General features: G+C 61.4%; 13 protein-coding genes. 11 read left to right on the forward strand and 2 right to left on the reverse strand.

Features of this window, described 5'->3' with window-relative positions; all coding sequences use genetic code 11:
- Window positions 1–160: 160 nt before the first annotated feature.
- Both M2401_RS22105 and edd read right to left on the reverse strand, forming a co-directional pair.
- Window positions 161–1,141 carry a glucokinase gene (locus tag M2401_RS22105; RefSeq protein WP_259105964.1) on the reverse strand — a complete coding sequence of 327 codons (981 nt, stop codon included), beginning with the start codon at window positions 1,139–1,141 and terminating at the stop codon, window positions 161–163.
- Entirely contained in the window at window positions 1,138–2,964 is a 1,827-nt protein-coding gene (gene edd, locus M2401_RS22110; protein WP_259105965.1) for a phosphogluconate dehydratase, read from the reverse strand. Before edd ends, M2401_RS22105 begins: the two co-directional genes overlap by 4 nt.
- Window positions 2,965–3,184: 220 nt before the next feature.
- Between edd and gap the strand changes: the two genes are divergently transcribed.
- The 11 genes from gap to M2401_RS22165 all read left to right on the forward strand — a co-directional run bounded on the left by gap (window position 3,185) and on the right by M2401_RS22165 (window position 15,188).
- Window positions 3,185–4,186, forward strand: coding sequence for a type I glyceraldehyde-3-phosphate dehydrogenase (gene gap / locus M2401_RS22115; protein WP_259105966.1), 1,002 nt, complete (start codon window positions 3,185–3,187; stop codon window positions 4,184–4,186).
- Window positions 4,187–4,285: 99 nt separating this feature from the next.
- Window positions 4,286–4,804, forward strand: coding sequence for an RNA polymerase sigma factor (locus M2401_RS22120; protein WP_259105967.1), 519 nt, complete (start codon window positions 4,286–4,288; stop codon window positions 4,802–4,804).
- Window positions 4,805–4,879: 75 nt separating this feature from the next.
- The gene (locus M2401_RS22125; RefSeq protein ID WP_259106017.1) at window positions 4,880–5,797 is read left to right on the forward strand and encodes a FecR domain-containing protein; all 918 of its coding nucleotides are present in this window, start codon (window positions 4,880–4,882) and stop codon (window positions 5,795–5,797) included.
- A gap of 192 nt (window positions 5,798–5,989) precedes the next feature.
- The gene (locus M2401_RS22130) at window positions 5,990–8,581 is read left to right on the forward strand and encodes a TonB-dependent receptor (protein WP_259105968.1); all 2,592 of its coding nucleotides are present in this window, start codon (window positions 5,990–5,992) and stop codon (window positions 8,579–8,581) included.
- 68 nt (window positions 8,582–8,649) lie between these two features.
- Window positions 8,650–9,246: a biliverdin-producing heme oxygenase gene (locus M2401_RS22135; RefSeq protein WP_259105969.1), complete on the forward strand. Its 597-nt coding sequence runs from the start codon at window positions 8,650–8,652 to the stop codon at window positions 9,244–9,246.
- Between the two features lie 55 nt (window positions 9,247–9,301).
- Complete coding sequence (locus M2401_RS22140) at window positions 9,302–9,697, forward strand: YbaN family protein (protein WP_259105970.1); 396 nt, start codon at window positions 9,302–9,304, stop codon at window positions 9,695–9,697.
- Between the two features lie 267 nt (window positions 9,698–9,964).
- Window positions 9,965–11,392 carry an arginine-ornithine antiporter gene (gene arcD / locus M2401_RS22145; protein WP_259105971.1) on the forward strand — a complete coding sequence of 476 codons (1,428 nt, stop codon included), beginning with the start codon at window positions 9,965–9,967 and terminating at the stop codon, window positions 11,390–11,392.
- A 24-nt stretch (window positions 11,393–11,416) separates the two neighbouring features.
- Entirely contained in the window at window positions 11,417–12,673 is a 1,257-nt protein-coding gene (gene arcA / locus M2401_RS22150; RefSeq protein WP_259105972.1) for an arginine deiminase, read from the forward strand.
- Between the two features lie 13 nt (window positions 12,674–12,686).
- The gene (locus M2401_RS22155; RefSeq protein WP_259105973.1) at window positions 12,687–13,697 is read left to right on the forward strand and encodes an ornithine carbamoyltransferase; all 1,011 of its coding nucleotides are present in this window, start codon (window positions 12,687–12,689) and stop codon (window positions 13,695–13,697) included.
- A gap of 130 nt (window positions 13,698–13,827) precedes the next feature.
- Window positions 13,828–14,757, forward strand: coding sequence for a carbamate kinase (gene arcC / locus M2401_RS22160; protein ID WP_259105974.1), 930 nt, complete (start codon window positions 13,828–13,830; stop codon window positions 14,755–14,757).
- A gap of 74 nt (window positions 14,758–14,831) precedes the next feature.
- On the forward strand, window positions 14,832–15,188 hold the full coding sequence (locus M2401_RS22165) for a DUF5064 family protein (RefSeq protein WP_259105975.1): 357 nt from the start codon (window positions 14,832–14,834) through the stop codon (window positions 15,186–15,188).
- Window positions 15,189–15,237: the final 49 nt, after the last annotated feature.

The raw sequence follows: 15,237 nt of genomic DNA on the forward strand, positions 1-15,237 counted from the left end.
ATCGTCCTTGTTATTTTATAGGCAGGAAATTAGACAACACAGGAGCTTACACAGGTGGGAGCCGCCTTGGTGGCGATCGAGTGCGAAGCACTCGCAACAGCCTCAGTGATTGACACTACGCCATCGCCAGCAAGCCGGCTCCCACATATCTCATTCCAACTCAAATAGCCTCGGGTAGCCTGCTATGCGCCAATGCCTGATCCAGCGCCACCCCCGCGCCCATCAACCCCGGATACTCGGCTGTCACCAGCCACACCGGCACGCCCTTGAAGTAGTCGCTCATATGACCCTTCTCGCTGAACGAGCGCTTGAAGCCACTGCTCAGGAAAAAGTCGGTAAAGCGCGGAATCACGCCGCCGGTAATATACACCCCGCCGCGCCCGCCGACTGTCAGTACGTTATTGCCCGCGACACGGCCAAGGAACACGCAGAACTGCTCCAACACCGCCGCCGCTACGTGATCACCGGCCAGCGCGGCCGAGGTGATGGCCGCCGGTGACTTGAGTTCCGGCTCGATATCGTCCAGCGCGCAGCTGACCTGGTACAGCAGCAACAGCCCGGCACCGCTGAGGATTGTCTCGGCGCTGACATGCTCGTGGTCGGCCATCAGGCGCATCCACAGCAAGGCTTCCCGGGCGCTGCCGATGGGCAGGTCGACATGGCCGCCCTCCCCCGGTACTGCCGTCCAGTGCGCATCACCGGTCTTGAGCAACGTACCGACACCGAGGCCGGTGCCCGGACCGATCACTACGCGAGCGCAGGCCGGATCGCCGATACCGTGGACCACGGTCAAATACTCATCGTCCTTGAGCCGGGTCATGCCCAGGGCCTGGGCGGTGAAGTCGTTGACCATGATCAGGTTGTCGATCTTCATTTCTTCGCAGAACTTCTGGCGATTGATCGTCCAGTGGCTGTTGGTGAAATGAAAGTCGTCGCCGGTGACCGGCCCGGCAACCGCCAGGCAGATCGAGCCGACATCACCCTTGTGCAGTTCAAGGTCCTGCAGATAGACCGACAGGGCCTTTTCCGGGCTTACGTAGTCGATGGTCGGGAATACCCGGATCGAATGCAGTTGATCGTCTTCCCAAATGGCAAAACGTGCATTGGTACCGCCAATATCACCCACCATGGCCAATGTCACTTCAGCGTCTCCAATTGCGAGGTAAAGGCGCTGGCGCCCTGCTCGGCGGAGCTGAAGGCCATGCGCATGAAACCGAACAGCTCACGACCGCAGCCCACAGCGTTGCCGAGGGTGCCGATCGCCGGCGTCCGGGCGGCCAATTCTGCAGGTTCAAGCAAAACTTGCAACGTCCCTTTTACGCCGTCTACACGAATGACATCGCCATCGCGTACAAGTGCCAAAGGGCCACCATCAAAGGCTTCCGGGCAGACGTGGATCGCCGCAGGAATCTTGCCGGAGGCACCGGACATGCGCCCGTCAGTGACCAACGCCACCTTGAAGCCACGGTCCTGCAACACGCCGAGGAACGGTGTCATTTTGTGCAGTTCAGGCATGCCATTGGAACGCGGGCCCTGGAAGCGCATCACCGCAACGAAATCACATTCCAGCTCGCCAGCCTTGAACGCATCGGCCAGGTCCTGCTGATCTTCGAAGACCTTGGCCGGTGCTTCGACGATCTGGTGTTCCGGCGCCACGGCCGAGACTTTCATCACGCCACGACCCAGGTTGCCTTCCATCACGCGCAGGCCGCCTTCCGGCGAAAACGGACGCGATGCCGGGCGCAGGATATTTTCGTCCAGGCTCTGCAGCGGACCTTCGCGCCAGATCAATTTGCCGTCTTCGAGGAACGGCTCGCGGGTGTAGCGGCTCAGGCCGTAACCGGCCACGGTGTTGACGTTTTCATGGAGCAGACCGGCGCCCAGCAGCTCACGAATCAGGAACGACATGCCGCCCGCCGCCTGGAAGTGGTTGATGTCAGCCTTACCGTTTGGATAGACGTGGCTGAGGGTCGGCACGACTTCGGAGAGGTCGGCCATGTCCTGCCAGGTCAGCTGGATGCCAGCGGCCTGGGCAATCGCCGGCATGTGCAGGGTATGGTTGGTCGAACCGCCCGTGGCATGCAGGGCAACGATGGAGTTGACCAGGGAGCGCTCGTCGACGATCTCGCCGATCGGCATAAAGTTGCCGCTCTGCTTGGTCATGCGCGTGACCTGATGCGAGGCCTCGGTGGTCAGGGCGTCACGCAACGGCGTGTAAGGGTTGACGAAGGACGAGCCGGGCAAGTGCAGGCCCATGACTTCCATCACCAACTGGTTGGTGTTGGCGGTGCCGTAGAAGGTGCAGGTGCCAGGGCTGTGGTAGGACTTCATTTCCGAGTCCAGCAGTTCCTCACGGGTAGCCTTGCCTTCGGCGTAGCGCTGACGCACGTCGGCCTTTTCCTTGTTGGAAATGCCCGAAACCATCGGCCCGCCGGGCACGAAGATCATCGGCAGGTGACCGAAGCGCAGCGCGCCCATCATCAGGCCCGGCACGATCTTGTCGCAGATACCCAGCATCAGGGCGGCATCGAACATGTTGTGGGACAAGGCAATCGCCGTCGACATGGCGATGACTTCACGGCTGGCAATGCCCAGCTCCATGCCCGGCTCACCCTGGGTGACGCCGTCGCACATGGCCGGCACACCGCCAGCGAACTGGCCCACCGAGCCGATTTCGCGCAGGGCCTTTTTGATCTGGTCCGGGTAATGCTCGTACGGCTGATGCGCCGAGAGCATTTCGTTGTAGGAAGACACGATGGCCACATTGGCCGCATTCATCATGCGCAGGCTGTGTTTGTCCTCGGTGCCGCAGCCAGCCACGCCGTGGGCGAAGTTGGCGCATTGCAGCTTGGCGCGCATCGGGCCATCGCTTGCGGCCCCTCGAATCAGTTCGAGATAGCGCTGACGTGTCTCGCGACTACGGGCTATCAGCCGTTCGGTTACCTCAAGAACGCGGGGATGCATGTGATGAACTCCAGGCTAACGTCTATGGTCACCCGTGTAGGCAGTGTCGGCGATCGATCCACGCTGGCATTGGCAAGCGCTTGATTTCGAACGGATGTACTGGCCTTACGAGCTTTGTCGTTGTAGATAAAACAAAATATTGCCATTAAAAAGGCTTGTTTTCTATTTCTATGCGAATAATCTTGTAATTCCAACAACAAATTCAGAGAGGATGCTTGTTATGACGCTTCGCATCGCAATCAATGGCTTTGGCCGTATCGGCCGCAACGTCCTGCGTGCACTCTATACCCAAGGCTACCGACAGGACCTGCAAGTCGTCGCCATTAATGATTTGGGCGATAGCGAGATCAATGCCCACCTCCTGCGTTTCGACACCGTGCACGGCCCGTTCGGCGGCACCGTGGAATTCGACAAGGAAAGCCTGACCGTCAACGGTGACCGTATCGCAGTCAGCGCGATCCGCAACCCCGCCGAGCTGCCGTGGAAATCCGAGAACATCGACGTCGTCTTCGAATGCACCGGTCTGTTCACCGACCGTGTTAAGGCAGCGGCGCACCTGACTGCCGGTGCGCGCAAAGTGATCATTTCGGCCCCGGCCAAGGGCGCCGATGCCACCGTGGTCTACGGCGTCAACCATGACGTTCTGCGCCAGTCGCACCAGATCATCTCCAATGCCTCCTGCACTACCAACTGCCTGGCCCCGGTGGCCCAGGTGCTGCATCGCGAGCTGGGTATCGAAAGCGGCCTGATGACCACCATTCATGCCTACACCAACGACCAGAACCTGATCGACGTCTACCATACCGACCCGTACCGCGCCCGCTCCGCGACCCAGTCGATGATCCCAAGCAAGACCGGTGCCGCCGAGGCCGTGGGCCTGGTCCTGCCGGAACTGGCTGGCAAGCTGACCGGCATGGCCGTGCGCGTGCCGGTGATCAACGTGTCCCTGGTCGACCTGACCGTGCAGCTCAAGCGCGAAGCCACGGCAGAGGAAGTCAACGCACTGATGAAAGAAGCCAGCCAGCATTCCAAGGTCCTGGGCTACAACACCCTGCCGCTGGTTTCCCATGACTTCAATCACAACCCGCTGTCGTCGATCTTTGACGCCAACCACACCAAGGCCAGCGGCAAGCTGCTCAAGGTCCTGGCCTGGTACGACAACGAGTGGGCGTTCTCCAACCGCATGCTGGATAACTGCCTGGCGCTGCATAACGCCGAGTAAGACAGGATAAATCCTACAAGGTCTTTTGCGTTCTGCCCTTGACCAAACAAGCGGATGATAAGCATTATCATCCGCTTGTTTTTCCGGTCGGGCCTCCCCGTGACTCAGTCGCACCTTAATGCCGTATTTCTCAGTCAGCGCACCGTGCTGCTGCGTACCCTGCAACGGATCGTCCGTAACCCCAGCATCGCCGAAGACCTGCTCCAGGAAACCTGGCTGCGAGTGACCCGCGCCCTGGGCGAACGCCCCATCGACCATCTGGAACCCTTCGTCTACCAGACCGCGCGCAATCTGGCGCTGGATCATTTGCGCGCACACAAGCTGCACGCCCGGACCATGGTCGAAGATGCGCCTGCTGATCAACTTTACAGCGTCGCCGCAACGTCAAGCCTGCCGGAAGATGCCGCCCATGCCGAACGCCTGATCAAGGGCCTCAGCGCCAGTCTGGGGCGCCTGAGCGAACGCCAGCAGCGCATCTTCACCCTCAGCCGGTTACAGGGTTGCAGCTACCTTGAAATCGCCGAACAGCTGAATGTGTCGGCCAGTACGGTGCAAAAAGAATTGAAATTGATCATGGCCATCTGTCTCGACGTCGCCGCGAGACTTGACCATGACTGAGTGCTGCCGCAGGCTGCGGGCCATTGCATGTCCCATCGCCAGAGATCCCGTGTGAACACCCCCGAACCGACGCCCATGGACAACAGCGCCATGGATCAGGCCCTCGACTGGCTGATTCAGCTGGAGCACTGCGACGCGCAGCAGCGCCAGCGCTTTGAGCAATGGCTCGACGCCGATCAGGCCCACGTCGAAGCATTTGCCCAGGCCCAGGCGATGTGGAACTCGGTGCCGCTGCAACAGGTGGCCGCCGGCCTCGAGCAGCAGGCACGCCCTGCCCGTTCGCGGCCCCTGCGCCGCCTGTGGAAACCCATGGCCAGTGCTGCCGTCCTGCTGCTGGCGGTGTTCAATTTCACCAACCTGCCCCTGCGCCTCGAGGCCGATCACCTGACTCAGGTCGGCGAACGCCAGCGCCTGCAATTGCAGGACGGCTCCTCGGTGCTGCTCAACACCGATTCGGCCTTTTCCAGCCAGCTCGACGAACAGCATCGCAGCGTCCGGTTGTATCAGGGCGAAGCCTTCTTCAATGTGCCGGACAATCGCAACCGCCCGCTGGAAGTCGAGGCCGGCCCCTTGCACATGAGCGCCAGCAGTACCGACTTTGCCGTGCGCTATCTGGATGGCGAGGCGCGTATTCAGGTCCAGCGCGGCGCCGTGGATGTACGCAATACCCAGGGCAACACCCGCATCAGCCTCAGCGCCGGCAACAGCCTGCGGGTCGGGCCTTCGGGCATCGGCCAGCCGGAACCCATGAGCCACAACGACCTGGCCTGGGTCCAGGGCCGCCTGATCTTCGACAACCGCCCCCTCGGCCAGGTCCTTACCGAACTGCGCCGCTACTACCCCGGCTGGATCATCAACGCCAACTCAGCCCTCGACGACGTCGCAGTCACCGGCAACTACCGCCTCGACAACCCGCTGGACGTGATGCGCTCCCTGGCGCAGATCACCTCGGCGAGCCTGCATGAGTTGCCCAGAGTCGTGATCCTCAATTAGAGACTCATGACCTTTGTGGGACCGGCTTCAGCCGGTCCCACCGAAACCTGCCCATCGATTCGAAATCGAACTCCCTGAAAAACTTTTACGCGATTACCACCCGTCGTTCGTCTAGTCACCAAATGCAATTAATTCTCATTATTAAGCGTTTGTCACTATCATAAAGACCAGCACGACAGGGGAGCTGTACCCATGCCATCTGCGACACCCGCCATCCGCAAAACCCTCCATACCGATCTGCATGCCTTTGCCCTGTCAGTGCTGACCGTGGCCATGCTTGGTGCGACGCTGTATACCAGCGGTGCCCTGGCCGCTACCCCCGGTGAAAGCGCCCCACGCAGCGTCGGTACTTATCCCTTCGCCATCGCCCAGCAGCCCCTGGTCTCAGCCCTGAACGAATTCAGCCGCATCACCGGTTGGCAGGTGGGCGTTTCCGCTGATCTGGCCAAGGACGTGGTCTCCCCCGGCGCCATTGGCACCCTGCCTGCCGACAAGGCCCTGGATAAACTGCTGGCTGGCAGTCACCTGGGCTATCGCAACCTGGGCAACAACAATGTCGTGCTGGAAAAGCGCAGCAGCGGCGCCCTGGCCCTTGAGCAGATCACTGTCAGTGCCACTCGTCAGGCTCAGGAAGTGGCGACCGTGCCCAGCAGCGTCAGCGTGCATGACAGCGCCGAGCTGGACCGCCTGAACGTCAATAACATTCGCGATCTGGTGCGCTACGAACCGGGCATCTCGGTCGGCGGCGCCGGCCAGCGTGCCGGCACCACCGGCTACAACATTCGCGGCATCGACGGCGATCGCATTCTGACCCAGGTCGATGGCGTCGAAGTGCCCGACAGTTTCTTCACCGGCCCCTACGCCAACACCCACCGCAACTACGTCGACCCGGAAATCGTCAAGCGCGTGGAAATCCTCCGCGGCCCGGCGTCGGCGTTGTATGGCAGCAGCGCCATCGGCGGCGCGGTCAGCTATTACACCCTTGATCCCGATGACATCATCAAGCCCGGCAAGGATGTCGGCGCGCGCCTCAAGACCGGCTACAGCTCCGCCGACGAAAGCTGGCTGACCTCGGCCACCGTCGCCGGACGCACCGGCCAGTTCGATGGCCTGCTGCACCTGAGCCAGCGCAACGGTCACGAGACCGAATCCTACGGCAGCAACAACGGCACCGGCCTGCAACGCACCGAAGCCAACCCGGAGGACGTACGCACCACCAACGTGCTGGCCAAACTGGGCTGGGACTACGCCGACGACGCGCGCCTGGGCCTGACCTACGAGAAGTACAAGGACGACCGCTCCACCAACCAGAAAAGCGCCATCGGCGGCCCGTACAACAACGGCAGCCCCCTGGGCATGTACACCTCGCGCACCGGCAACGACGTGATCACCCGCGAACGCTTTGGCGTGGAAAACAAGTTTGCCCTCGACAGCCTGCTGGTGGACAACGTCAAGTGGAGCCTCAACTACCAGACCGCCAAGACCGAGCAGGAAACCCTCGAGCGTTATTTCCCGTTCTCCCGGGATGTGTGGCGTAACCGCGAAGCCTCCTACCAGGAAAAACAATGGATCCTGGATGTGCAACTGGACAAGGCCTTCCAGATCGCCGACACCGATCACCTGCTGACTTACGGCACCACCCTCAAACGCCAGGAAACCACCGGCCTGCGCCAGGGCAGCGGCGTCTGCGCAAGGATCTTCGGCAGTTGCCGCGCCGTCGGCGCCGACAGCCCCAGCGACCGTCTTGTTCGCTCCAGCGACTTCCCGGACCCGATCACCACCAGCTACGCCCTGTTCGCTCAGGATGAAATCCGCTGGAACGACTGGACCTTCCTGCCTGCGCTGCGCTACGACTACACCCGCCTGAATCCGGAGATCACCCAGGAATTCCTCAATACCGTAGCCCTGAGCAATTCCAGCCAGGTCGATGGCAAGGACAAGACCTGGCATCGCCTGTCGCCCAAGTTCGGCCTGACTTACGCGATCACCGACCAGTACACCTGGTACGGTCAGTACGCCGAGGGCTTCCGTACCCCTTCAGCCAAGGCCCTCTACGGGCGCTTCGAAAACCTCGGTTCGGGCTACGTGGTCGAACCCAACTCGAACCTGGAACCGGAGAAGAGCAAGAGCTACGAGACCGGCCTGCGTGGGCGTTTCGACTCGGGCTCCTTTGATGTCGCGTTGTTCTATAACAAATACCGCGATTTCATCAACGAAGACGCCATCACCCCCGGCTACACCCAGACAGTGTTCCAGTCCAACAACATCAAGCACGCCACCATCAAGGGCGCCGAGGTCAAGGGCCGCCTGAACCTCGACGTCTTCGGCGCACCCCAGGGTCTCTACAGCCTGGGTTCTCTGGCCTATGCCTACGGCCGCAACGATGACAGCGGCGAGCCGATCAACAGCGTCAACCCGCTGACCGGCGTGCTCGGCCTGGGCTACGAGCAGGACAACTACGGCGGCCTGCTGAGCTGGACCCTGGTCAAGCGCAAGGACCGTGTCGACGACACCAACTTCCATACCCCGGACGGTGTTTCCACCTCCAGCCAGTTCAAAACGCCGGGCTATGGCGTGCTCGACCTGAGCGGCTTCTACAAGGTCACCAACGACGTCACGGTCAACGCTGGCCTGTACAACCTCACCGACAAGAAATACTGGCGCTGGGACGACATCCGCGGCTACGACGGCGTCGGCGAGGCAGGCGTAACCGCCCCGGCCAACCTAGACCGCCTGACCCAGCCGGGTCGCAACTTTGCCATCAATGTGGTCTGGGATATCTGACCCAATATCTGCGCCGCCCGTTTCTGCGTAGACGGGCGGCGACGTTTTAATTCGATCAGGAAGACATCATGAACACCCCCTCCAACCGTCCCACCCTGCGCTCGCAACGCCTGAACCAGATCACCCAGGTGCCCCACGAAAAGCTCGACCGTGCCGTCAAGGCCAACGCCCCGTTCGAAACCCTGGCCAGCTACACGCGCTTTGTCGTTGCCCAGTACCTGTTTCAGAACGAACTCAAGGCGCTGTACACCGATCCGGCGCTGATCGAGGTATTCCCTGATCTGGCCCAGCGTTGCCGCGCCGAACAGGCCCTGGCCGATCTCGCCGACCTCGACACCGAGGTGCCACCACCCGCCCCCGGCGCCCTGCACAACCCGAGCAAGGCCCAGGCCATGGGCTGGCTGTTCGTCTCCGAAGGCTCGAAACTCGGTGCGGCGTTCCTGATCAAGCGCGCCGTGGCCCTGAACCTCAGTGACAGCTTCGGCGCCCGCCATCTGGGCGAACCGGCCGGCGGCCGTGCCGAGGGCTGGAAGTCCTTTACCCGCACCCTCGACGCACTGCAGTTCAGCGCCGAAGAAGAGGCCGACGCCGACCTCGGCGCCCTGCAGGCCTTTGAGCGTTTCAACGAGCTGTTGGATATTGCCTACGCGGCTGAATCAGCCTGAGCTGTTAAGCTAGCCAGGCCCCCAACTCACTGATTGATTTGCACCGCAAACGACCATGACCTGCAAACCGCCCGGAACCCCACTGTCGCGCTTTCTGTTCGCAATCCTCGCTTATGTCAGCCTGGGGATCGGGCTGGTGGCCATTGTCGTGCCCGGTCTGCCGACCACCGAATTCATCCTGCTGGCTGCCTGGGCCGCGACCCGCAGCTCGCCGCGTCTGAGCGCCTGGCTGGAAAGCCACCGCCTGTTCGGGCCAATCCTGTACAACTGGCGCAACGGCAAACTCATCGCCCGCCGCGCCAAGATCAGCGCCACCATCAGCATGCTGATCTGCGCCGTGCTGATGCTCAGCCTGCTCAAACATGCCTGGCCGATGTACCTGGCGCTGACGGGGATGGGCATGGGCAATCTGTGGATATGGTCAAGGCCGGAGCCTGCGCCGCAGGTCTGACGCACAATTAGATTGGAATGAACATTGTGGGAGCGAGGCTTGCCCGCGAAGGCGATTTTTCAATTTCTCAAATGGGTCGGATGCACCGGCCCTTTCGCGGGCAAGCCTCGCTCCCACAGACCGTGAGAGCCAGCAGGTCAGGATGCGACATTTCCTGTCACATCTGTTCCCCGCACCATTAAATCGCCCATAGTACTGATCTGCATCAGCAGAATCAGATACCCCCCACCCTAGCCTGTCTCCATCTTCCCAGGATGGAGCAGTGCCATGTCCGCTACCCCCGGCAAACTCAAACTCGGTGCGCTGGTCGCACTGGTCGTCGGTTCAATGATCGGTGGCGGGATTTTCTCTCTGCCGCAGAACATGGCGGCCAGTGCCGGTGTCGGCGCCATTCTCATCGGTTGGGCCATCACCGCCGTCGGCATGCTGACCCTGGCCTTCGTCTTCCAGACCCTGGCCAATCGCAAACCTGATCTGGATGGCGGCGTCTATGTCTACGCCAAGGCCGGTTTCGGCGACTACATGGGCTTCTCGTCGGCCTGGGGCTACTGGATCAGCGCCTGGCTGGGCAACGTCGGTTACTTCGTGCTGCTGTTCAGCACCCTGGGTTATTTCTTCCCGGTATTCGGCGAGGGCAATACCGTCGCCGCCATCATCGGCTCGTCGGTATTGCTGTGGGCCGTGCACTTCCTGGTGCTGCGCGGTATCCGTGAGGCGGCGTTCATCAATCTGGTGACCACCGTCGCCAAGATCGTGCCCCTGCTGCTGTTCGTGCTGATTGCCCTGTTCGCCTTCAAGCTGGACATATTCAGCGCGGATATCTGGGGCAGCGGCAACGCCAATCTGGGCAGCGTGATGAACCAGATGCGCAACATGATGCTGGTCACCGTTTGGGTATTCATCGGCATTGAAGGCGCGAGCATCTTCTCGGCCCGCGCAGAAAAACGCTCGGATGTCGGCAAGGCCACCATCCTCGGCTTCGTCACCGTGCTGTTGCTGCTGGTCCTGGTCAACGTGCTGTCCCTGGGCATCATGACCCAGCCGGAACTGGCAAAACTGCCTAACCCGTCCATGGCCGCCGTGCTGGAACATGTGGTCGGCCACTGGGGCGCGGTGCTGATCAGCATCGGCCTGATCGTCTCCCTGCTCGGAGCGCTGCTGTCGTGGGTGCTGCTGTGTGCGGAAATCCTCTTTGCCGCCGCCCGCGATCACACCATGCCGGCCTTCCTGCGCAAGGAAAACGCCAATCACGTCCCGGCCAACGCCCTGTGGCTGACCAATGCCATGGTCCAGCTGTTCCTGATCATTACCCTGTTCTCGGCAAGCACTTACCTGTCGCTGATCTACCTGGCGACCTCGATGATTCTGGTGCCTTACCTGTGGTCGGCGGCCTACGCCCTGCTGCTGGCGGTGCGTGGCGAGACCTACGAAAACGCCCTGGGCGAGCGCAGGAAAGACCTGATCATCGCTGGCATCTCCCTCACCTATGCGATCTGGCTGCTCTATGCCGGTGGCCTCAAGTACCTGCTGCTCTCGGCCCTGCTCTACGCACCGGGAGCAATCCTGTTCGCCAAGGCCCGCTTTGAAACCGGCAAACCGGTCTTCACCGCCGTGGAAAAACTGATTTTCGTGGCCGTGGTCATCGGCGCGCTGATCGCTGCCTACAGCCTGTACTCGGGCTTTCTGAGCCTCTGATTCTTGTCATTGAAGGAAACGGATATGTCTTCGGATAACGTCAAATTGGGCGTCCACTCGGAAGTGGGCAAACTGCGCAAGGTCATGGTCTGCTCCCCCGGCCTGGCCCATCAGCGCCTGACCCCGAACAACTGCGACGAACTGCTGTTCGACGATGTGCTGTGGGTCAACCAGGCCAAACGCGATCACTTCGACTTCGTTACCAAGATGCGCGAACGCAATATCGAAGTGCTGGAAATGCACAACCTGCTGACCGATATCGTCGCCATTCCCGAAGCCCTGGAGTGGATCATCGAGCGCAAGATCACCGCCAATCAAATCGGCGTCGGCCTGATCCATGAAGTCGCCAGTTGGCTGCGCAGCCTGGAACCACGCAAGTGCGCGGAGTACCTGATCGGCGGTGTATCGGCGGACGATCTGCCGAGCAGTTTCGGCGGCAAGACTATCGAAATCTTCCGTGACTTCCTCGGTCATTCCAGCTTCATTCTGCCGCCGCTGCCCAACACCCAATTCACCCGCGACACCACCTGCTGGATCTACGGCGGCGTCACGCTCAACCCGATGTACTGGCCCGCTCGGCGCCAGGAAACCCTGCTGGCCAGCGCCATCTATAAATTCCATCCGCAGTTCGCCCAGGCCGATTTCCAGGTCTGGTACGGCGACCCGGATCAGGATCACGGCAGCGCAACCCTGGAAGGCGGCGACGTCATGCCCCTGGGCAACGGCATCGTGCTGATCGGCATGGGCGAGCGCACCTCCCATCAGGCCATCGGCCAACTGGCGCGCAACCTGTTCAAGCACAACGCCGTAGAGCGAGTGATCGTCGCCGGTCTGCCCAAGTCCCGCTCCGCCATGCACCTGGACACCGTATTCAGCTTCTGCGACCGCGACCTGGTGACCGTCTTCCCGGAAGTGGTCAGCCAGATCGTCGCCTTCAGCCTGCGCCCGGACGACAGCCAGCCCAGCGGCATCGATATCCGCCGCGAAGAAGGCAGCTTCCTGGAAACCGTGGCCAAGGCCCTCAACCTCAAGACCCTGCGCATCGTCGAGACCGGCGGCAACAGCTTCGCCGCCGAGCGCGAGCAATGGGACGACGGCAATAACGTGGTGGCTCTGGAGCCCGGCGTGGTCATCGGTTACGACCGCAATACCTACACCAACACCCTGCTGCGCAAGGCCGGGGTGGAAGTCATCACCATCAGCGCCAGCGAACTGGGACGCGGACGCGGCGGCGGTCATTGCATGACCTGCCCGATCACCCGCGACGCCGTCGACTACTAAGAGGAATACGATCATGGCTTTCAATATGCGCAACCGCAGCCTGCTGAGCTTGATGCACCACAGCAACCGCGAACTGCATTACCTGCTCGACCTGTCCCGGGACCTCAAGCGCGCCAAGTACACCGGCACCGAACAGCAGCACCTCAAGGGCAAGAACATCGCGCTGATCTTCGAAAAGACCTCGACCCGCACCCGCTGCGCCTTCGAAGTTGCCGCCCATGATCAGGGTGCCCACGTCACCTACATCGACCCGGTGTCGTCGCAGATCGGCCACAAGGAAAGCATGAAGGACACCGCCCGGGTGCTGGGGCGCATGTTCGACGCCATCGAATACCGTGGCTTCGAGCAGGAAATCGTCGAAGAACTGGCGAAATTCGCCGGAGTGCCAGTATTCAACGGCCTGACCGCCGAATTCCACCCGACCCAAATGATCGCCGACACCATGACCATGCGCGAGCACAGCGACAAGCCGCTGCACGACATCAGCTACGCCTACCTGGGCGACGCCCGCTACAACATGGGCAACTCGCTGCTGATGATCGGTGCCAAGCTGGGCATGGACGTACGTATCGGCGCGCCCAAGGCCCTGTGGCCGAGCGAAGAATTCATCGCCCAGTGCCGTGGCTTTGCCCAAGAGAGCGGCGCACGCATCACCCTGACCGAAGACCCGAAAGTTGCCGTCAAGGGTGTGGACTTTATCCACACCGACGTCTGGGTCTCCATGGGCGAACCGGTGGAGGCCTGGGACGAGCGCATCGAGCAGTTGCTGCCGTACCAGGTCAACGCACAGATGATGAAGGCCGCAGAAAATCCGCGAGTCAAATTCATGCACTGCCTGCCCGCCTTTCATAATAGCGAAACCAAGGTCGGCAAAGACATCGCCAGCCGCTATCCGCATCTGGCCAATGGCGTGGAAGTGACCGAAGAAGTCTTCGAATCGCCGGCCAACATTGCCTTTGAACAGGCGGAAAACCGCATGCATACCATCAAGGCGATTCTGGTGGCGGCGTTGGCCGATATCTGAGCCCGACATCTGTAGGAGCGAGGCTTGCCCGCGAACCGGACTACGCGCAATAGCAGGTAAACCGCAGTGATTCCTTCGCGGGCAAGCCTCGCTCCAACGGCGTCTGAATTTCAATCATCAAGGAGCTGATATGCGATTCGTCGTAGCCTTGGGCGGCAATGCCCTGCTTCGCCGTGGCGAGCCCATGACCGCCGACAACCAGCGCGCCAATATCCGCGTCGCCACCGAACAGATCGCCCGCATCGTCGACGGTAATCAACTGGTCATCGCCCACGGCAACGGCCCGCAAGTCGGCCTGCTGTCCTTGCAGGCAGCGGCCTACACGCCGGTTTCGCCCTATCCGCTGGATGTGCTGGGCGCCGAAACCGAGGGCATGATCGGTTATATGATCGAGCAGGAACTGGGCAACCTGCTGCCGGTGGAGAAACCCTTCGCCACTCTGCTGACCCAGGTCGAAGTCGATGCCAACGACCCGGCCTTCGAACATCCGAGCAAACCCATCGGCCCGGTCTACAGCCGCGAAGAAGCCGAGCGTCTGGCCAAAGAAAAAGGCTGGGCCATCGCGCCGGACGGCGAGTATTTCCGCCGCGTAGTCGCCAGCCCCCGGCCCCGGCGCATTTTCGAGATACGCCCGATCCAGTGGCTGCTGGAAAAAGACGTCATCGTGATCTGTGCCGGCGGCGGCGGCATTCCGACGATGTACGCAGCGGACGGCAGCCTGCGCGGTATCGAGGCGGTGATCGATAAAGATCTGTGCTCGGCACTGCTGGCCGAGCAACTGAGCAGCGATTTATTGGTCATCGCCACGGACGTCGCGGCGGCCTGTATCGACTGGGGCAAGCCGACGCAGAAATCCATCGCCCACGCCCACCCCGATGCGCTGGAAAAACTCGGCTTTGCCGCCGGCTCCATGGGCCCCAAGGTGCAAGCTGCTTGCGAGTTCGCCCGCAATACCGGCAAGGTAGCAGTGATCGGCGCACTGGCGGATATCGAAGAGATCGTTGCAGGCCGCGCCGGAACACGCATCAGCACGGCGAGTCATGGCATAGCGTACCGTTGAGCGCACGCCCTGAACCCCTGTCGCGGGCTCAAGGTCTCTATTTTTCACACCACCTATCTCCGGGGAATCACGTCATGTTTGAGCCAGGACACTTGCACATCACCCGCGTGCCACTGCAACCGTCGGATTTCGGCTACGACATTCATATTCACTACGAGGTCAGCCAGGACGCCACGGAAGGCACCTGCATGCTGTTTCGCATGCAGGGCCAGGTCAACGGCAATGCCTTCGAAGACCAGTTTCTGCTGCCCCGGGACATGGCCTTCAACTTCGCCCACGACGCCAACCGCATCGCCCTGAAAAACGGCCTGCCGCACAACCCCGGCCTGCCCCTGGCCATGCACAAGGATTACGACGCCATGTTCGAGGATGTGCGGGCCAAGTTGCATGCCCAGTCGGGCGAGCCGGTGAAGCCTGAGCATCTGACCTGATTTAGCTTTGGTGGGACCGGCTTTAGCCGGGAAGGCGATGCAATAGACA

This window comes from Pseudomonas sp. JUb42, assembly GCF_024807945.1.
GTDB lineage: Bacteria > Pseudomonadota > Gammaproteobacteria > Pseudomonadales > Pseudomonadaceae > Aquipseudomonas.